Below are 20,072 nucleotides of genomic sequence, written 5' to 3'. Positions count from 1 at the left end.
CCCACCGCTTGTGTGGGAACGCTTTCCCATTTCACGGACGAATACCTCATGAACGATCACACCAGGCGCAAGCCTCCCAGCAACATCGTGCTGCCGGCCCTCAGCCCGCCCATGATCAGCGCCGACGATGCCGCGCGATTTGCCCACGAGGCGATTGGCAACAAACGCGACAAGGAATACGGCGGGCTGATCCTGCAGGGCGAGAGCGGACGCTTTTTTGCGACGTTGCCCATCGGCGGCAATTTGTATGTGGATTTCACGCAGTTGCTGGCCGTAGATGCGCAAGGCAATTTCATCCACCCGGACGGCTACACGTGCCACGGCCTTTATTACTCCCATCCCAACGTGCTGGCGCTAGTGAAGAAGAAATACCCGGGACTGCCCGAGGCGGGTGCCCACCTGGCCATGAACTTTTTCACCGATGTGGAGAAGGCCTTCATGATCCGTCACCGAGGTTTTGCCAAGGCTTTTTATCTTTCGGGTGCCGAGACCTGCCTGCTCAAATATGAGCCCAGCGGCTCGCCTGAAGAGGACTTGCTTGCCGAAGAAATCAAGAATGAGCGCCCCAGGGGGACGTTTTATCTCGTCGAGGAAATCATCGACGAACTGGCGAGAGCCGGCAGGCTGAGTGTGGTGATCCCCAACCCATTGTGGGGCAACGTCAGGGGGCAGGTGGTCGGTAACTGGATCGCGACCGAGCCGGTGAACAAAGCGAACGTCCCGACGCAGCAACCGTTCTGCTCGCCGATAGACGATCAGCCCGCGGAGTTGGTCGGCAAGTTCGTGCGCCCCGACAGCGCCAACGCCGATGTGGAGTTCATGGGCGCCATCCTCAAGGCGCAGGGGACGGAGGAGTACGTTGCCACGTTCCCCTGGCGCGAGCGCACTTCGCTAGCTGCGGTGCTCGATGAATTCCCCCGTCATACGGACGGGGGGCCGCGCTTGCCGGCAGGTTTTCACATCGACGGGTTCTATGCGGTGACCCACGCGAAACCTGCACACCTCCCTGTCCAGCAGGACTGGCTCTACAAGAACTTTTTTTCCCCCGCAGAGCTGGCTCCCCTCATCGCCCAGTCGCGCAAGGTTGATCCCCTGCGAGATCCCGAGCGCGGCTTGACCCTCTACAAGCGCACGCCGACCAAGGCGTTGCTGAGTTACACCTGCTCCGGCTCCGAAGCTGAAACCGCACTGATGGAGGGCAACGGCGAAACCCTGCAAAAGGCTCTGAAGGCCGGGACCCTGACGACCTTCGAGTTTGTCTTGCAGATGGCCGCCGCCGGCCGCCTGATGGTTGTGCAGGACGGCAACATCTGGGACAAGACCGGACAGGTGGGACCGGGCTGGGAGCCTTTCGAGCGCATTCGCCAATCTCTGAGCCCGGCGTTCCTCACCGCCGACGATGCGGCGCGTCACGCGCATTTCCAGATGAACAGCCGGCGTGATATCGACCAGTTGGGCTACATCCTGGAGCGCGATGGCAAGTTCTTCGCCACCACCCCAGTCGACGGGAAACAGTGGCAAAAGGACTGGGGCTTGCCGTTCGCAGGCGGGCTCGCCAAGCGCAAGGTCGAGTTGCCGGGCTATCGCTACGAAGCCGTCTACAACGCCACCGAGGACATCCGCGCACGGCTCAAGGCCATGCAGCCCGACTGGTCGGCTGGGCGTATCGCGCTGCACACCAGCCTGCCTAACCTTCAGCACCTGGAGGTGATCATGTCAGGGCGGGAGGCGATCACAACGTTGTATAACTCCGGCCCGGATGAGTCCCTGGTCAAGTACGTGAGGGTCGGTTCGCAGCAGGAGCGCAATTTTGCCGTGCTGCTCGATGGCGCGGTCAAGACCGGTGTGATCGACGAGCAACTCGACGGATTCGACGCGACCGCGGAAACCCTGGTGAAGAAACTCGTGGCGCTCGGCGAATTGACGGTGCTCAACTCAAGTGCAGTGTGGAAGGGTTCGCGTGGCAGGTTGCCGGGCAACTGGGTGGCTTATCAGCCGTTCGTGGCTGACGGCCCTGTGCAACCGGCACTCAGTTGGGTCATGCCAGACGTTGACGTGGGCGCGCAATGGGCCCATGACCTGATGCGCGAGAAGCCTGTGCTCGGGCAGGTCGCGTTCATTGTCAACCGCGTTCAGACAGGTGAGTCTGCGGTAACCGAACCCACCGTGATCGACGCCGGCAAAACAGCGTTCGCCCAGGCGTTGCTGGCCTTCGTAGGTAACAAAAAGGGCATCCCCGCACTTCCGGCGGGTTATGCCATCCAGGGCATCTGTTACCAGTCCGTGCCGGACTCCCACTTGATACCTGCACAAAAGTGGCTGTACGAGAGCTTTATCTCGGCCACCGATTTTTCCGCCGCCATTGGCAGTTCGCGCCAGCACAAGATGGCGGGGTTGGCCCTGTACCTGGGCACCCGTGATGGTGCGCGGTTACGGTATGAATTTTCCGGGTCGATGCAGGAGAGTCGTTTGCACAGCGCCAGCCCGGACGGCGATGAACAGCGCGAACTGGAAAACGGCACGCTGACCCCCGAGGCCTTTATCTGGCGAGTGGCGGCGGTGGGTGCGCTGTCGGTGATCCAGACCGGCAAGCTGTGGGATGTCGAGGGCGCCGTGGGCACTTCATGGCACCCGTTCGCCCGTTACCCGCAACATCGCCTGAGCCCGGCTTTTCTTACGGCGGACGATGCTGCGCGTTATGTTCACGAGCAAATCGGTGATCAACGCGACTATGAGTTCTGCGGCTATGTCATGGAGCGCGAGGATGGACGATTCGTGGCGACTGAGCCCTGGGTGGTTGGGAAGGCCGGTCGCTTCGCCACGGATTTTGTCTACCCCGCAGATGCCGGGGGCAAACCGATTCTGCCCGAGCGGCATGTGCTGCGCGGTGTGTATGCCTCGCGCCTCGCGCCTGGCGTTGTCGATGTACGACGTCCAACGGATGAAGCGCCACGGCTGGAGCCGCGAGCAGGCGAGCATCGACGCGCAGTCATTCAGCGATACCGATCTGCAGGCGATCTTGCAGAACGCGCCTTACGCCCAGGTCGCTTATCTGTCCTGCGCCGAAGACGCCCTGATTGCCTACGACCTCAGCGGCTCGGCCGCGCAGAAGGCGCTGATGGCGCATGTGACGCCCGGGGAGAAACCCAGCCCGATGGCCGAGGCGTTGGCAACGGGCGCGCAGTTACCCGAGGACGTCGTCAAACAACTGGCAGCCGCCGGCGGCTTGCGTGTGTTGCTCGCCAATGAGTTGTGGGGTTCGCGCGGCATGGTGGTCGAGTACTGGAAAGCGTTCGCCCAACCGCGCCCCTTCGAAACGCCCGAGCAGGTGGCGTACGGTTCGGTGTTCGCCAGCGCTGAGGCCGCGGCGCTTGACGCGCATCGGCGCATCCGGCGCCAGGGCCCGGATCAGACCTGTTTTGCGTTTGTGTTGAAACATCAGCACAAGGAGGAGTACGTAGTCAGTGAATCGGTGCCGGCCAGCCACCGCCAGCCGCTGTTTTCCCAGGCCAGCCTGTTCCGGCTCGATGACGCCGGAACGTTTGTCTACCCTGCGTCGTTCAAACTGTTCGGGTTGTTTTACGCCCGGCAATGGCTGCCGCAAAACCTTGCGCCAACCGAGCAATGGCTGGGCCGGCACTTTCTTTCATCGAGCGATCTCTACAGCGCCTATTTCGAGGCCAATCGCTTGCGAGACTCGGGTGATAAAACCGGGTTGCCTGTTTATTTGTCGACCCTCGACCGTGCCCTGTTGAAGTTTCAGTCGCCCAGCACGACGACTTTGTTCGATGCCTCGATTCAGCCTTCGGGGACGGCCGAGGATGTGCACACGCAACTCAAGAGCGGGCAGTTGTCGGCCAGGGATTTTGTCAGCCGGGTCATCGCTCGGAGCTGGTTGACGGTGGTAGAGGGCAATGAATGCTGGGGGCCGCCCGCATCTTCCCGGTTGGGGGCGCATTGGAAGCCTTTTACAGGGTTCATTCGACGTAGCCTCAGCCCGGCATTCAGCACGCATGCCGATGCCGTGCGCCATGTCGAGCAACGGTTAGGTGCGAACCGCGATCACCTGCAGGGTGGACTCGTGCTCGTGCGAACTGATGGCTTGTTTGTTGCCACCGAGCCGCTGCCGGTGGTCAGCGAAGATTTTGATCCCAAGTGGATTCTGCCGGATGAGGATGTTGCGTTGGAGCGGTTGGCGCCCGGTTGCAAGGTCTTCGCGCGTTATCGCAGTCGCGTGGCGACGCCGTTGCCATTTCTGTTGCAGGGCCAGGACCGGCAGGTCTATAGCGACTTCTTCTCGACACCGGTGCTCGCCACGGCGCTGGCGTCGGGGCATTTGTGGACTCACGAATACCTGCTCGGTGACCAGGGTTCGATTCTGTCGTTCAGTCTGCATGAGCCTGAGGCGGACTTGCTGAGCGTGGCGCAAAAGAGCGAAAGGACGACACGCCTGGCCGCTCTGGAGGACCAGCTCGCACCGTCCAGCGACGCCCCCCATGACCCATGGAGTAACCAGATCGAACGGCGGATACGCAGTGGTGTGAGCACGCCCGTTGAGCTGATCGATCAGTTGGTCGGCGTGGGCCGCCTGGAGGTGGTGCAAAGCAGCAACCTCTGGGGGCCGGCGCTCAAATTGGGCAAAGGCTGGCGGCCGCTGACACAGGGTTACCAGGCACCGGAGTCGGTGCGTTTCGCCTCGGCTGATCGCAGTTTGAGTCCGGCGTTCTGCCACGCCGACGATGCCGTGCGGCATGTGCATGAACAGGGAGGGGGACGCGAGCACTGGCGATTTGGCTTGGTGCTCGTTTCATCGCGTCTTGCCCACGCGGTGGCGAGCCTGCCGGTCATGGCCGATGACCTGAAGTTTCACCGCGCGCGAGTGTTCCAGGGCGCACGGTTGCCCAGCGGCTATTCGGTACAGGGCATTTATTTGTGCGCGCCTGCCCGCCAGCCCGATGAGCTGCCCCGCACCGAGGTTTTTCGCAGCTTCATCCCGCCCACGGTGCTCGCAGCGGCATTGTCGGCTGCGCAACGGTTGGTCGCAGGGACCTCGGCTGGGTTTGAGCCGTTGTACCTGTCGTGCGCCGATGGCGCGTTGCTCAAGTACCAGGCCTCGACCTGGGACCCTGACCTGCAAACCCATGGGGCGATCACGGCGTACGTCAAATCGTTGCAGGGCGATGGCAACCCCGCCGACTACATTCGCAAGATCGCGCGCGGTGGACAGCTTGAAGTGTTGGTGCGCAGTGCTATTTGGGCGAAGGTCGGGCGCGTTGGACCGGCTTGGTCGCCGGGCAAGGTCGAGGCAACACCCGCCGGGGAGGCTGCACGCCTGGCGTTGGGACCTTTGTGCGCGCATCCGGACGACGCGGCGCGCTGGGCGTGGCGACGGGCTCGAGGCAATGCGCTGTTGGGGGCGATCCTGCGTGACGGTCAGGTGAATTTCGTCGCCACCGATCCGCTGGAGGATGCCGGTCCCACCGTGCCACTCGGCCTGCGTGACTACGCCCCGGCCTTTCGACGGCTGTTCATCGGGGTGTTGTTTCCCGGCTACTCCCGCAAAAATCCCGGCGCTTCAAAGAGGTATCCAGACGGCTACGAAGTGATGGGTGTGCAGCAACTTTACAAGGTGGACGCCGCCGCGCCGCCTGAACAGACGCTTCACCACAACTTCGTCGCCCACGACGAAATACGGGCCTGCATCGCGGTACTGGCAACGGCGGCCATCGCTGACAGCCGTTACTACCTGACCCCGCGAAATGGCGCGTTGCTGGTCTATCGCCCGAGTTACCTGGACGCTGAATCGCGGGTGCTGCGCGATGGGTGGAGCCAGACGCAAACGCTTTCGCAGGTACTCGAGACGTTGATCGGCAGCGGTCGTCTGGACGTCCTCGAGCCTGACGAATTCTGGCAGCCGCGGGGGCACGTGACGGCGAAGCGGTTGCTGGAGATGGGGCGTAGGTCTACCTGATCCATGTGATCCCCCTGTGGGAGCGAGCCTGCTCGCGATAACCGTCAACAATCACGAGGGGTGCCTGACACCCCACGCTGATCTCGGATTCATCGCGAGCAGGCTCGCTCCCACATTTTTTTGCTGGGGCGAGGGGTCAGATCATGCCGCCTCCACCTGCCGGTCAAACCGCGTCATCAGCACCCGATCCAGCAGCCACACCACCACCAGCGACGCGCCCACCAGCGGGAACACCACGGCCAGTGCCAGCATGATCGCCACGCCGGTTTTCCAGGTCGGCAGGTCGTGGCGCAGCGGCGGAACGCCGAACTTGCCCTGTGGCCGGCGCTTCCACCAGATCACCACGCCGCTGACGGCGCTGAGCAGGATCATCAGGCAAATCAGCAGCACGATGATCTGGTTGAGGGTGCCGAACATCTTGCCTTCATGCAGCATCACGCCCAGTTCCGTGGCGCGAGCGACAGAACCGTATTGCTCCCAACGCACATCGGCCAGGACCTTGCCGCTGTATTGGTCCACGTGCAACGTGGCGTCGTTGCGAGGATCGTCGGCGAACACCGCAATGGTGAACACGCCGGTATCGGTGGTCGGCAACGTGATGCTGTAGCCCGGCTCGACCTTGCGCTGTTCGGCGATGTTCTGCACTTGTTGCAGGCTGACGGTCGGTGCGGCGGGGCCGGCGTGTGCGCCGCCATGGGCCATATGTTCGGCATGGTCGCCGGACATTGGCATCGGCGTGTTTTCCACGGCCCATGGCACGGTCTGGCGGGTGGCGGTGTTGAGGCTGCGGGCCTCAATGTCCGATTTGGGCATGTCGTTCCACATGGCATCGGGGAACTTGTTCCACACCTCGGCGTACTGCTTGCCCCAGAAACCGGTCCAGGTCATGCCGCTGAGCAGCATCACCAGCAGCAGGCTGGCGCCCCAGAATCCGGTGACGGCATGCAGGTCACGCCACAACACGCGCCCGCGACTGTTCAGGCGCGGCCACAGGATGCCGGCAGCCTGGCCACGCGGCCACCACAGGAACAGGCCGGACACCACCAGCACCACGCCCCAGCCGGCGGCCATTTCGATCAGCCGGTCACCGACCGTGCCAATCATCAACTCGCCATGGATTGCCCGCGCCACCGCTTGCAGGTTCCACTTGGCGTCTTGCTCGCCGAGGATGTCACCGTGGTAGGGGTCGACAAACACATTGAGTTCGGTGGTGCCGTTGAGTACGACAAACTGCGCGCTGCGCTCGGCATTGACCGGCGGCAAGTACTGTTTGATCGCCCCCTGGGGGTAGGCGTCTTTGACGCGCTTGAGCATGTCGTCGGCCGATACGGTGTGATGCCCGGCCGGGACATTCATGAGGCTGCCATACATCAACGGATCAAGCTGCGGCTTGAACAGGTAGACGGTGCCGGTCAGGGCCAGCATCACCAAAAATGGCGCGACGAACAGACCGGCATAGAAATGCCAGCGCCAGGCCAGGTTATAAAAATTCACTTGAGGCTTTTTCATCGGTTGTGCTCCGCTTGGCGTGGATCTGTTGTAGTTGTCTGGTACCCCTGTAGGAGCGGACTTGTCCGCGATGGATTCAGCAACACCGAGGGGTGTCAGGCTGACAGCGTCATCGTTGACGTCCATCGCGGACAAGTCCGCTCCTACAGGGTGGGGCGGTTCTAGAAACTCATATCCACCTTCGTCCAGAACGTACGTCCGGGTTCCTTGATGGCTTGCGGGTCATCGGCCGGGTAGCCAAAACCGGCGTTGCCGGCCAGGTTCAAGTGCTCGGCATAGGCCTTGCCGAACAGGTTGTCGACGCCGCTGCTGACCTTCCAGTTTTTGTTGATGCGGTACGCGCCGTTAAGCGAGAACACGCCAAAACCCGAGGTCTTGGTGAAGTCCTTGCCGACCACGTTGCCCTTGTTCTGGTCGATGCGGTTTTGCGCGGCCACCACCCGCCACAAGGCGCCGGCGCTCCAGTTGTCTTCGCTGTAGGTCAGGCCGAACCGTGCATCCAGCGGTGGCATTTGTGGCAGGGCCTTGCCATCGCTGCTGTTCTTGCCCCAGGCATAGGCCAGCGTCGCATCCGCTTTCCAGTTCGAGGTCAGCTTGTAGGCCGCACCCAGTTCGCCGCCCATGATTCGTGCGTCGATGTTGGAGGCTTGTGAGGTGGTGCCCATCATGCCGGGTGTGTAGTTGAACAGGATGTAGTCGCGGATTTGCCCGACATAACCCGAGGCCCAGGCGTCGAGGTCGTCGGTCTTGTATTGCAGGCCGAAGTCGAACTGCGTGGTTTTTTCCGGCTTGATCGAATCGAAGGCGTTCACCGAACCGGTCGGGCCGGAATTGGGCGAAAACAGCTCCCAGTAATCCGGGAAGCGCTGGGTATGACCCAAGCCTGCGTACAGGGTGGTCGGGCTGTCAGCCAGGTCGTGTTCATAACGCACGAATCCGCTTGGCAGTGTGTCGGCACGGGTGTCATCGGCGGTCGGGTTGGCCCGCGTCATCATCCCGGAGCCGGTGGTCTGGCGGAAATCCTTGGCCGAAGCACGGTCCAGACGAGCACCGGTAATCAGGCGATCACGGTCGGCGGCGTACCAGGTCAGTTCGCTGAACACCCCATAGTTATGGAAGTCGGCGTCCTTGGTGTACGGCAGGTTCTTGTAGGTGTCGACGCCCATGCTGCTGCGCTGGCGGTGTTCGTTGGTCTGCGCGTCGATACCGCTGATCAACTGCACATCGGCCCAGCGCCAAGTGGCCTTGATTCGAGCGCCCAGGGTGCGGCGATCGACGTTGGAAGCCATGGGACCTGCCATCATCCCGGTGCCCGATGGGGTGCGCAGGGTGTAGTTGTCCATCACATGGTCAGCGTAGTTGTAGTAGACCTGCGCCTCGATCTTGTCGAGCACGTCGCCGATGTTGGATTTTTCGAAACGCAGGCCCAGGCTTTCGCGTTTGAACTGCGCACCGTCCATGCCGCGTCCGGCGTAACGTGCCTCGCCATCGCCCTTGCCGGCGGTGAGTTCCAACAGTGTGTCGGCGTCGGGCGTCCAGCCCACCGCGACATCACCGTTCCATTTGTCGTAGCGCGAGGCCACGGTGTCGTTGTTGCCGTCGCGATAGTCGTCGGCCTGGGCCGTGTTGCCAATTACCCGCACGTAGCCCAATGGGCCGCCCGCGGCCGCATCCACGGTTTTGTCGAAGCGACCGTTGGAGCCGGCCAGGACACTGGCGTTCACCCGGGTGCCGAGTTCGCCGAAGCGCTCCGGCTCACGGTCGAACAGGATGGTGCCAGCCGATGAGCCGGGGCCCCAGAGGACGGTTTGCGGGCCTTTGATGACGGTGAGTTTGTCGTAGGTTTCCGGGGAAATGTACGACGTGGGCGCGTCCATGCGGCCGGGGCAGGCGCCGAGCATCACGCCACCGTTGGTGAGGATGTTCAACCGCGAGCCGAACATGCCGCGCAGCACCGGATCGCCGTTGGTGCCGCCGTTGCGCACCAGGGCGAAGCCGGGGATGGTCTTCAGGTAGTCGCCACCGTCGCTGGCGGGCACCGGTTGGCGCGGGTCCTTGGGGTTGGTGACGATGGTGAGTGGCGAGCTTGGCGCGATGGCGGTGATCACCGTCGGGCTCAGTTCTTCTTCGTGGCCGGCGTGGTCGTCGGCCTGCACCATGGGTGACAGCAGCGCGCCGCAGAGAATGGCGGTGGCGTGCCTGAAACGTACGCGCGTGGTGCTCAAGGCGAAAGAGGCTTGGGCAGGGCTCAAGCGTGGGTCAGCAGAAAACCTGGACATGACAATTTCCATCGAACAGTCGTAAACGATACGGACGGCAACCTGCGTACTGGCTGTGGGCATGCTCGCAAGTACGCGGCGTCAAAAGACGTCGGCTGCCTCGCAAGCCGGCTCGCTCCCACAGGAGGCTCTGGCTGTCTTCGGACCGTGTGATATCAGGAGGTGTTTACGCGTCGATGGGGGGCGCACGGGTGCGGGCGCCGGGGAAGAAGGTGGACCGGGCGTGGCCCAGGCGGGTCGCGGGGGTGCTGAAAGTGTTGGTCAGGGGGGCATCAAAGGCGACGAATGACTGGCCGCCCGTCAGCGCCGGGCAGTTGAACAGCAGGCTGCAATAACCGCACTTTTCCCACATGGCATGGTGGCTGGCCTTGGGCGGGCAGTGTTCGGCGGCAGGCGTGGCCCCATGGTCGCGGTGCGACATCGCGGGCATGTCCATGCTCATGTCCATCGACATGCTCATGGTCATTGCAGTGGCGCGTTGATCCATCGGCATCGACTGGGAAATCAGTGGGCCGATGAAAATCATCAACATGGCGAACAGGCTGATCCAGCTACCGCGAGTCAATCCTGTGGACTGGCGGCGGGAGGTGGATGACCTGGCGCAAGGCGGGCGCATGGGCGTCTTCAGCGTTGCGGCTTAGGGCTTGTGCACGTGGGTCTGGGCGCCGTCGGGCGCGGTTTTCTGCACCGCGACTTCAACGTTCACGTCGCCGGCTTTTTCGAAATGCAGGGTCAACGGGAAGCGCTTGCCGTCGCTGAGCAGGCTGCGATCCTTGAGCTCCAGCAACATGACGTGATAGGCCATCGGCGCGAAAGTGACCGTGCCCCCCGCCGGAATCTCGACGCGAGGCACCTGCTGCATTTTCATCAGGTCGTTCTGCTTCACGTGTTCGTGCAACTCGGCGGTGGTGGCAATCGGTGTGTCGACGCTGAGCAGGGTGTCTGCCGTCTTGCCGGTGTTGTGAATCACGAAGTAAGCGGCGACGGTCGGTGCGTTGGGCGGCAATTCCTGCGACCAGGGGTGAGCGATTTCCAGTTCGCCGACTTTGTACTCATGGGCATTGGCAAAGCAGGCAGGCAGCAGCAACGCGGCCAGGACGATAAGTTTGTTCAACATGGCAGTTCTCCGAACGATTCAAGACGCAGGTCAATTTGCGATAAGGAATCACACGAGAGGGGATGCCCGAGGATTGAGGCTGGGCCATTGCTGGCGAGGCGTGGGGGTGTCGAGAGTCGCCACGGGCAGGCCGCGATTGTCCTGCAAATGGGCGAAATACAGCTGTGGAGCGTGTCCCGGCAATGCCACCAACGGGGCGGAACCGGAACAGCACCAGCAATGCTGCATATTGGAATGTGGGTCGCTCTGGGGGGCTTTGTGTTCCACGTCACCCAGGTCGATCGCGACCATGCGGGTGCCGCTGGACGAACAGAAACTGCCCCACATCAACTGCTCGGCAGGGGCTTTGGCCGCCTGCGACATGGCTCCGGTCACCGGCATGGCGAGCATGTTGAACAGCACTGCGAAGCAGGCTATCCAGGCAAGTGCGAGCCGTTGTCGGGACATGGGACGTATCCGGTTGAGTGAGCGATCAGGCGCGGCTATTTAGCCTGATCAATGCCGATAAGTAAAAACACCGAGTGCGGTTTGGTGTCGCAGTGCCAGCACTTCATAACCACATGATAGCTGTGATTGAGCGATTGCCACTGTGGAAGCTTCGCTGAACCTGTAGGAGCGAGCACGCTCGCGATGGTAGTCCAGACACCGCTGGCATCCAGATAGCCAGCGTTATCGTTGACGACCATCGCGAGCGTGCTCGCTCCTACAGAGGACTGGTCAGGGCTTCGAGTACGTCGGCAACCGTGCTGAATTCCCGATCCACCTGCGGCAATGCCGGCCGCTTCAACACCAGCACCGGCACACCCCGTTCGCGGGCGACTTCCAGCTTCGGTTCGGTCGCGGTACTGCCGCTGTTCTTGCTGATCAGCACATCGATCTGTCGACGCTCGAACAGTTGCCGCTCATCCGCGATGAAAAACGGCCCACGGGCACCGATCACTTCGCAGCGCGGGGTCGCAGGGTAAACGTCCAGTGCGCGCAAGGTCCAGAATTGCTCCGGCGGAATTTCATCCAGGTGTTGCAGGGGTTCGCGACCGAGCGTGAACAGCGGTCGCCGGAAAGGTTTCAGGGCCTGGATCAACTCGACCCAATCGCTGACTTCGCGCCAGTCGTCCCCCGGCTGGGGTTGCCAGGCGGGCCGCCTGAGTGCCCAGCAGGCGATGCCGCTGATCTGCGCGGCGCGTGCCGCGTTGTGGCTGATTTGCGCGGCGTAGGGATGTGTCGCGTCCAGCAGCAGGTCGATGCCTTCATCGGCAATGAACTGGGCCAGGCCCTCGGCACCGCCATAGCCGCCCACATGCACCTGGCAGGTGAGGTCGTCGGGTACCCGGCCGATGCCGGCCAGGCTGTAAATGTGGGTTGGCCCCAGCGTCCGGGCGATCGCCAACGCTTCAGTGACGCCGCCGAGCAGCAATAGGCGTTTCATTGAACGACTCCCGCCTGGCCGACGATCCCGCCCTGGCGATCGATGGCAAAGACCTCCACATGAACCTGCGCCGGCACCACGCTACGGGCAAAGGCCCTGGCGTGTGCGCACACCGCGTCGCCCAGGGCGATACCGGCGGCGCTGGCCATTGCCAGTGCTTGCTGGCTGGTGTTGGCCTCGCGAATCGCCTGCTGCAACGCCGTGTCGGCCCCCACATCCGCCGCCCAATCGGCCAGTTGCGGCAGGTCGATGCTTGAGTGTCGGCTGTGCAGATCCATGTGCCCGGCGGCCAGTTTGCTGATTTTGCCGAAACCGCCGCACAAGCTGAGTTTATCCACCGGCACTTTGCGCAGGTGCTTGAGCACGGCGCCGACGAAGTCGCCCATTTCGATCAGGGCGATTTCCGGCAGGTTGTAGACCCTGCGCATGGTGTCCTCGCTGGCGTTGCCGGTGCACGCGGCGATGTGCAGGTAGCCGTTGGTTTTTGCCACGTCGATGCCCTGGTGAATCGAGGCAATGTACGCCGAGCAGGAGAACGGCCGGACGATGCCGCTGGTGCCCAGTATCGACAAACCGCCGAGAATGCCCAGCCGTGGGTTCATCGTTTTCAACGCCAGGGCCTCGCCGCCCTCGACGTTGATCGTGACCTCGAAACCACCGTGATAGCCCAGCTCCAGCGCCAATCCGCTCAGGTGCTCAGTGATCATTTTGCGCGGAACCGGGTTGATTGCCGGCTCGCCGACCTCCAACGCCAGGCCGGGTCGGGTGACCGTGCCGACGCCTCGGCCGGCGCAGAAGCGGATGCCCGGCTCGGCGCGCAGTCGCACCCGGGAGAACAGCAACGCACCGTGGGTCACGTCCGGGTCGTCACCTGCATCCTTGATCGTGCCGGCCTCGGCCCCGTCATCCAGCAGTCGGCAGAATTCCAGGCGCATCTGCACGCGCTTGCCCTTGGGCAGAACGATGTCCACGGCATCCGCCTCGGCGCCGCCCAGCAGCAGTCGCGCGGCGGCCAAACTGGTGGCAGTGGCGCAGCTACCGGTGGTCAGGCCGCTGCGCAGGGGGGCGGGATGTTCAGCGGTTTCGTCACGCATCGACAGGCTTGACCACGTCCAAGAGGGTAATCGGCAGGGCCTGGCGCCAGGTGTCGAAGTCGCCCAGCGGTTGTGCCTGGGCGATGTGAATGCGCGTCAGCTCGCCGCCGTGCCGTTCGCGCCAGGCCATCAGGGTCATTTCACTTTGCAGCGTCACGGCATTGGCGACCAGCCGGCCACCGGGTTTCAACTGCGCCCAACAAGTGTCCAGCACGCCCTCGCGGGTGACGCCGCCACCGATGAAAATCGCATCCGGGCGTTCGAGGCCGGCGAGGGCGTGCGGCGCCTTGCCGCGAATCAGTTGAAGGCCGGGCACACCGAGCGCGTCGCGGTTGTGTTCGATCAATGCCTGCCGGCCCTCGTCGGCTTCGATGGCCAGCGTTCGGCAGCTCGGGTGGGCACGCATCCATTCGATACCGATCGAGCCGCTGCCCGCGCCAACATCCCACAGCAGTTCACCGGGCACCGGGGCCAGGCGCGCCAGGGTGATCGCGCGGACATCGCGCTTGGTCAATTGGCCATCGTGCTTGAACGCCGAATCCGGCAGACCGGCCACACGCGATAGGCGGGGCGCGTCGGCGCTGGCGATGCAGTCGATGGCGAGCAGATTCAGATCGGCGATCGACGGCGCGTTCCAATCCTGAGCGAGGCCGTCGATGCGCCGCTCCGCCGGGCCGCCCAAATGCTCCAGCACCGTCAGACGGCTGGGGCCGAAGCCGCGTTCGCGCAACAGCGCGGCAACGGCGGCTGGGCTTGCGCCGTCGTTGCTGAGCACCAGCAGACGCACACCGCTGAACAGTTGCGCATTGAGCGCTGCGATGGGACGGGCCACCAGCGACAGCGTGACGACGTCCTGCAACGGCCAGCCCATACGCGCGGCGGCCAGCGAACAGGAGGAGGGCGCAGGCAGGATCAGCATCTCGTCGGGACGCAGGTGCCGAGCGAGGCTGGCGCCCACGCCAAAGAACATGGGGTCGCCGCTGGCCAGTACACACACCGGTTCGTCGCGCAGGGCCAGGACCGGGTCCAGGGAAAACGGGCTTGGCCAGGCCTGGCGCTGACCACGGATGCATGGCGGCAACAGATCAAGCTGGCGCTGGCCGCCAAAAATCCGCGTGGCACGCAGCAGCGCGTGCCGGGCGTTCTTGCCCAGGCCTTTGAAACCGTCTTCACCAATGCCAATTACTGTCAGCCAGGGCGTCATGCCTGCTCCTTGAAAAAACCACCCACCGGGCTCGGGCGCGATGATACCGCGCCGCTGCGGTTTTTCCCCTGTTTGCCGACTGAACACCGGTTGGGGTTAGCCGGCAACCAGAAAATATCTTGAGGTACTTCGAGGATTGTTGACCCGATGGGCATCTGATTAGTGTGAGCGACGGTTTAACAATGGAGTTGACCGACCAGACAATTGAAAAGGATTTTGTATGTTCGAGCCCCCTGCGACGTTTTCACCCCGGGACCGGAGCCGTGCAGCTCTGGCGGGCAGTACGATCGTTTCGGTCGCCCCCAGGGTGTCGGAAGATGATGAACAGATCGCGCTGGATTGTGCGCTTTATCTGGAGCAGTACACCGACACCCTTTATGACCGTGAAAGCCAGTGGTACGAATGGCTTCAGCATTTCACGCTGGGGCTCTGGCACCTGGGCTGGATTCACCAGCGTCCGGTGATGCTGGAGAGTCGCAAGGTGTTGCTGTCCGAGCCGATCAGCACGCAGATTCTCGAGACACTCAGGCCCCGGGCCAGCGGGCAGATGTACAGCGCCGCCGTGCACGCCTTCGAGTCGCTCAAAAGCAACCTGCAAGTCAGCGCTTCACTGGAGAAGATCAGCTCGAGAGGGCAGGGGCGACAGTTTCAAGTCATGCCCTGCGCCTACGATGCAGAGGGCAACCTGACGCTCACGCTGATTCATGCCTGGTATGTCAGCGTGATCAGCCCCGGGCAATTTCTGTTCATCACGTGGCAGGACAACGACACCACGCTGATTCAGCACTATGGGACTTTCACCCTCGATCGACGCCGTTTCGACAGCCTGGCCGTGGCGATGCGCGCGAAAATCACCGAGCGCAGCCGCGAGTATCTGCTGCGAATGTAGTCTCCCGCGTGGCGCCAATGCTCTGGTCGTCCGACAGGCTTTTCATCCCCCGTTGCAAAGCAGGCATAATACCGGCCCCTTCGCCCGCGAAGTGCTCGCCACCTGTACGGGTCATGCCCTTGAACGAACGCCTGATGTCCACCGCAGTACGCCCCTCGGCCTGTCCGGGATTACTCCGTATCGTCCCGGCGCTGGACGGCGGCATCTGTCGCATCAAGCTCACGGGCGGATCGATCACCAGCGCCCAGGCCGAAGCGGTGGCCAGCGCCGCGCAAGATTTTGCCAGCGGTGCGATTGAAGCGACCAACCGTGCCAATCTACAGATACGCGGGATCGGCGAGGAACACGCCGCGTTGATCCAGCGCCTGCTGACGGCCGGCCTGGGCCCTGACAATGCGGCGGGTGATGACGTGCGCAATCTGATGCTCAGCCCCAGCGCCGGGATCGATCGGCACAGCCTGTTCGATACCCGTGCGTTGGCCGGGCAAATCCTCGCCACGGTGCAGCGTCACGAACGCTTCCATGACCTGAGCCCCAAGTTCGCCATGCAACTCGATGGCGGCGAGGCGCTGGCGATGCTCGAACACCCCAACGACCTTTGGCTTTCGGCCTACCGGCACGATGGCGAGTGCCGGTTGGCGTTTGGTCTGGCGGGATGCCCCACGGATGCTCCGGTCGGCTCGGTCGCGCTGGGCGATGGCCATGACTTGATGGTGGCGGTGCTTGAATTGTTCCTTGAGCTGGCAGCGCCCGAGCAGACGCGGATGCGCCATTTGCTGGCCGACATGACGCCCGAGGCCTTCGTGGCGCGACTGGCCGAACGGTTGAGCATTGCGCCCGTCTGCGGCAGGAAGCGTGCCACGCACTCGACGGGGCTGCACATGGGCGTGCAGGATCAGGCGCAAGCCGATCATGTCTACGTCGGTGCCGTGCCGCCACTGGGACGGCTCGATTGCGCCATGCTTCGTGGTGCATCGCGTCTGGCGCGGCAATACGGCGACGCCACCCTGCGATTTACCCCGTGGCAAAGCTTGCTGTTGCCGAACGTGCGCCGTGAGCACGCTGATGAAGTCCTGCGCGTCATGCATCAGTTGGGCTTGTTGTGCGAAGCCGATCAGGCGCTGTCGCAGTTGATTGCCTGCACCGGGTCCGCCGGTTGCGCCAGAGGCCTGGCCGATACCAAGGGTGACGCCCGGCAACTGGCTGCCCTGTTGCAACGCCACGGCGATGCGGTGAACGTGCACCTGAGCGGTTGCCCGCGCTCCTGCGCCGCCGCGCATATCGCCCCGGTCACATTGCTGGCGGTCACCCCCGGTCACTACGACCTTTATTTTCGCGAAGCGGGGCAGCCGGGTTTCGGCGCCCTGCACGCACGCAACCTTACTATTGACGCGGTCGACGCCTTGCTCGACGCCCGCTCACGGAGCCCGCTTGATGCTTGATTACATTCGCGACGGTCAGGAGATCTATCGCAACTCCTTCGCGATCATTCGTGCCGAGGCCAACCTCGCGCGTATCCCGGCGGACCTGGAAAAACTCGCGGTCCGTGTGATTCACGCCTGCGGCATGGTCGATGCCATCGATGGTTTGCAGTTTTCTGCGGGTGCCGGCAAGGCCGGGCGCGATGCGCTGGCGGCCGGCGCACCGATCCTGTGTGATGCACGGATGGTGTCCGAGGGCGTCACCCGGGCGCGCCTGCCGGCCAACAATCAGGTGATCTGCACCCTGCGCGATGAAAGCGTGCCGGACCTTGCCCGCGAACTGGGCAACACCCGTTCGGCCGTCGCCCTGGAGCTGTGGCGCCCGCACCTTGAGGGAAGCGTCGTGGTGATCGGCAATGCGCCCACCGCGTTGTTCTACCTGCTGGAAATGCTTGATGCCGGTGCGCCGAAACCGGCACTGATCCTGGGCTTCCCGGTCGGTTTTGTCGGCGCTGCCGAATCCAAGGCAGCGCTTGCGGCGGACAGCCGGGGCGTGCCGTTTGTGATCATGCAAGGTCGACTGGGCGGTAGCGCCATGGCGGCTGCAGCGGTCAATGCCCTCGCCACGGAGGTCGAATAATGCAGCCACGTGGACGTTTGATCGGCCTGGGCGTCGGCCCTGGTGATCCGGAACTGATTACCGTCAAGGCCCTGCGCCTGCTGCGTGAGTCGCCGGTGGTGGCGTACTTCGTCGCCAAGGGCAAGAAGGGCAACGCGTTCGGCATCATCGAGGCCCACTTGCAAGCGGCGCAGACGCTGCTGCCATTGGTCTACCCGGTGACCACCGAAGCGCTGCCGGCACCGCTGTCGTACGAACAAGTCATCAGTGATTTCTACGATGCGGCCAGCGAAGAGCTGGCGACGCACCTGGACGCCGGCCGCGACGTGGCGGTGATCTGTGAGGGTGACCCGTTCTTCTACGGCTCCTACATGTACCTGCACGATCGCCTGGCCGAGCGTTACGAAGCCGAAGTGGTGCCGGGCGTGTGCTCGATGCTCGGTGGCGCGTCGGTGCTCGGTGCGCCACTGGTGTATCGCAATCAGAGCCTGTCGGTGCTCTCCGGGGTGTTGCCCCACGACGATCTGAAGCGTCGTTTGGCCGATGCCGACGCGGCCGTCATCATGAAGCTGGGGCGTAACCTGCCCAAGGTACGTGAGGTGCTGCAAGAACTGGGGCTGGCTGAGCGTGCGTTGTACGTCGAGCGCGCGACCATGGCCAATCAGAAGATCGTGCCGTTGGCAGACGTCGAGCCGATGTCCTCGCCGTATTTCTCGCTGATTATCGTTCCGGGTGAAAGGTGGCAAGGCTGATGACACGTCCAGCACCGGCAATTGTCATCCTGGGCAATGGCAGCCTCGACACCGCGCGCAGGATTCAACAGCTGTACCCCGGCGCCCTGGTCCATGGGCTGGCCGAACGGGTCGAAGGCGCAGATCGTCCTTATCGTGAGTTTGGCGCGACCCTGCGCGAACTCTATCAGCAGGACACGCCAATCATCGCCCTGTGCGCGGCCGGCATCGTCATTCGCACCCTGGCGCCCTTGCTGCTGGAGAAAGGCGTAGAGCCGCCAGTGCTGGCCGTCGCCGAGGACGGCAGCGCCGTGGTCCCGTTGCTGGGTGGCCTGAGTGGCGTGAACGTCATGGCGCGGGAAATCGGCGCGGGGTTGGAGGTGGCGCCGGCTATCACCACCAGCGGCGAACTGCGTTTCGGCACCTGCCTGCTCAACCCACCCAGTGGGTTTGCGCTGGGTGATCTGGAGTTGGGCAAGCGTTTTGTGTCCGATCTGCTCGCCGGTGAAACGGTGCGCATCGAAGGTTCGGCGCCCTGGTTGGCCAGCGCGCAACTGCCTGAAGATCCACACGCGCGGCTGGCGGTTCATGTCGGGCATGCCGAGCGCGCACCCACGGCCAATGAACTGCTGATCTATCCGCGTAACGTGCTGGTGGCGGTGAGTGCCGGCGTGGCCAACCCGTCGCAGGCGATCCGCGAGGCGCTGCATGAGGCGAGGATCGCCGTGCAATCGGTGGCGCTACTGCTGGCGGCCGATCGGGACATGGCCGACCCGACGTTGCGTGAAGCCGCCCTTGAATTGGGTGTGCCGCTGCGTTTTTCCGGTGACAGTGCCACGGTGGGCGAACTCGCCCGCAGCGCCGTTGGCCAGCCGGTGTCGATGTTCGGTGATGACCGCATCGCCATTGCGGTGGCCGAACAACCGCTGCAGGCGCTGTTGATCGGTCGCCCTCGCGGGCGCCTGGCGGTGATCGGGCTGGGGCCAGGGGCTGCCGAGCTGATGGTACCGGCGGTCAAGGCTGAGTTGGCCCGGGCCAATGATGTGCTCGGCTATGAAACCTACGTACGCATGGCCGGCCCGTTCCGCGACGATCAGGTGCTGCATTGCACCGACAACCGCGAAGAGATGCAGCGTGCTCGGCACGCCTTCGAGCTGGCAGCCCAAGGGCGCTCGGTGGTGGTGGTTTCTTCGGGCGATCCGGGGGTGTTCGCCATGGCGGCGGCGGTGCTCGAGGCACTGCACGAGTCCAGTTCCGAGGCCTGGCACAACGTTGACCTGGAAATCCTGCCGGGGGTGTCCGCTTCACTGGCGACCGCCGCCCAAGCCGGGGCGCCGCTGGGGCATGACTTCTGCGTCATGTCGCTTTCGGACAATCTCAAGCCGTGGGCCATCATCGAAAAACGCCTGGACCTGGCGGCACAAGCCGACCTGGCGCTGGCGTTCTACAACCCGATCTCCCGCTCGCGTCCCTGGCAGTTGGGGCGTGCACTGGAGATCGTCGCGCAGCATCGGGTTGCGCAGACGCCCGTGGTGCTGGGGCGTGATGTCGGCCGGCCCGGACAGACCTTGCGGGTTACCACGCTGGGGCAACTGACTCCCGATCAGGTCGACATGCGCACGATGGTTTTGGTCGGCTCTTCGACCACCTGCCTGTTTCCCCGACCCGACGGTGGCGTCTGGGTGTATACGCCACGTTGGTATGGCAACAAACCTTAAACTCATTGGCAGCCGGCGCAACGCCGGCTTTTTAATGGGCGCTTTATATTAACTTCTGACAATAATTTAAATAACTTGGTTGCATCGTTGTTTT

At 63.4% G+C, this 20,072-nt stretch carries 14 protein-coding genes; 6 read left to right on the top strand and 8 right to left on the bottom strand.

Annotated elements, in window-relative coordinates:
• Positions 1–48: 48 nt before the first annotated feature.
• Complete coding sequence (locus AB4O36_RS23315; RefSeq protein WP_460140383.1) at positions 49–3,249, top strand: hypothetical protein; 3,201 nt, start codon at positions 49–51, stop codon at positions 3,247–3,249.
• A gap of 2,863 nt (positions 3,250–6,112) precedes the next feature.
• Here the strand turns inward: AB4O36_RS23315 and AB4O36_RS23310 are convergent.
• From AB4O36_RS23310 to cbiE, 8 genes are all read right to left on the bottom strand, one after another.
• On the bottom strand, positions 6,113–7,480 hold the full coding sequence (locus AB4O36_RS23310) for a PepSY-associated TM helix domain-containing protein (protein WP_460140382.1): 1,368 nt from the start codon (positions 7,478–7,480) through the stop codon (positions 6,113–6,115).
• Positions 7,481–7,641: 161 nt separating this feature from the next.
• On the bottom strand, positions 7,642–9,759 hold the full coding sequence (locus AB4O36_RS23305; protein ID WP_460140381.1) for a TonB-dependent copper receptor: 2,118 nt from the start codon (positions 9,757–9,759) through the stop codon (positions 7,642–7,644).
• Between the two features lie 166 nt (positions 9,760–9,925).
• Positions 9,926–10,375, bottom strand: coding sequence for a DUF2946 domain-containing protein (locus tag AB4O36_RS23300; protein ID WP_460140380.1), 450 nt, complete (start codon positions 10,373–10,375; stop codon positions 9,926–9,928).
• A 21-nt stretch (positions 10,376–10,396) separates the two neighbouring features.
• Positions 10,397–10,876 carry a copper chaperone PCu(A)C gene (locus AB4O36_RS23295; protein WP_460140379.1) on the bottom strand — a complete coding sequence of 160 codons (480 nt, stop codon included), beginning with the start codon at positions 10,874–10,876 and terminating at the stop codon, positions 10,397–10,399.
• Positions 10,877–10,924: 48 nt separating this feature from the next.
• The gene (locus tag AB4O36_RS23290) at positions 10,925–11,323 is read right to left on the bottom strand and encodes a DUF2946 domain-containing protein (protein ID WP_460140378.1); all 399 of its coding nucleotides are present in this window, start codon (positions 11,321–11,323) and stop codon (positions 10,925–10,927) included.
• 256 nt (positions 11,324–11,579) lie between these two features.
• Positions 11,580–12,302 (bottom strand): cobalt-precorrin-6A reductase, encoded by a 723-nt coding sequence (locus AB4O36_RS23285; protein ID WP_460140377.1) that lies wholly within the window; start codon positions 12,300–12,302, stop codon positions 11,580–11,582.
• On the bottom strand, positions 12,299–13,396 hold the full coding sequence (locus tag AB4O36_RS23280; RefSeq protein ID WP_460140376.1) for a cobalt-precorrin-5B (C(1))-methyltransferase: 1,098 nt from the start codon (positions 13,394–13,396) through the stop codon (positions 12,299–12,301). Before AB4O36_RS23280 ends, AB4O36_RS23285 begins: the two co-directional genes overlap by 4 nt.
• Complete coding sequence (cbiE, locus tag AB4O36_RS23275) at positions 13,389–14,600, bottom strand: precorrin-6y C5,15-methyltransferase (decarboxylating) subunit CbiE (RefSeq protein WP_460140375.1); 1,212 nt, start codon at positions 14,598–14,600, stop codon at positions 13,389–13,391. Before cbiE ends, AB4O36_RS23280 begins: the two co-directional genes overlap by 8 nt.
• Before the next feature lie 220 nt (positions 14,601–14,820).
• Here cbiE and AB4O36_RS23270 point away from each other — a divergent pair, with 220 nt between their 5' ends.
• The 5 genes from AB4O36_RS23270 to cobJ all read left to right on the top strand — a co-directional run bounded on the left by AB4O36_RS23270 (position 14,821) and on the right by cobJ (position 19,978).
• Positions 14,821–15,489, top strand: a complete 669-nt coding sequence (locus AB4O36_RS23270; RefSeq protein WP_460140374.1) for a hypothetical protein — start codon at positions 14,821–14,823, stop codon at positions 15,487–15,489.
• Positions 15,490–15,623: 134 nt separating this feature from the next.
• Positions 15,624–16,931, top strand: a complete 1,308-nt coding sequence (cobG, locus tag AB4O36_RS23265) for a precorrin-3B synthase (protein ID WP_460118470.1) — start codon at positions 15,624–15,626, stop codon at positions 16,929–16,931.
• Positions 16,924–17,550, top strand: a complete 627-nt coding sequence (locus tag AB4O36_RS23260; protein ID WP_460118468.1) for a precorrin-8X methylmutase — start codon at positions 16,924–16,926, stop codon at positions 17,548–17,550. Before cobG ends, AB4O36_RS23260 begins: the two co-directional genes overlap by 8 nt.
• Positions 17,550–18,281 carry a precorrin-2 C(20)-methyltransferase gene (locus AB4O36_RS23255; protein ID WP_460118466.1) on the top strand — a complete coding sequence of 244 codons (732 nt, stop codon included), beginning with the start codon at positions 17,550–17,552 and terminating at the stop codon, positions 18,279–18,281. Before AB4O36_RS23260 ends, AB4O36_RS23255 begins: the two co-directional genes overlap by 1 nt.
• Positions 18,281–19,978 carry a precorrin-3B C(17)-methyltransferase gene (cobJ, locus tag AB4O36_RS23250; RefSeq protein ID WP_460140373.1) on the top strand — a complete coding sequence of 566 codons (1,698 nt, stop codon included), beginning with the start codon at positions 18,281–18,283 and terminating at the stop codon, positions 19,976–19,978. The genes AB4O36_RS23255 and cobJ overlap by 1 nt, the downstream gene beginning before the upstream one ends.
• The last annotated feature ends 94 nt before the right edge of the window (positions 19,979–20,072 follow it).

The organism is Pseudomonas sp. S2_E01 (assembly GCF_054668365.1).
This window is presented reverse-complemented; position numbering and strand designations above follow the sequence as displayed.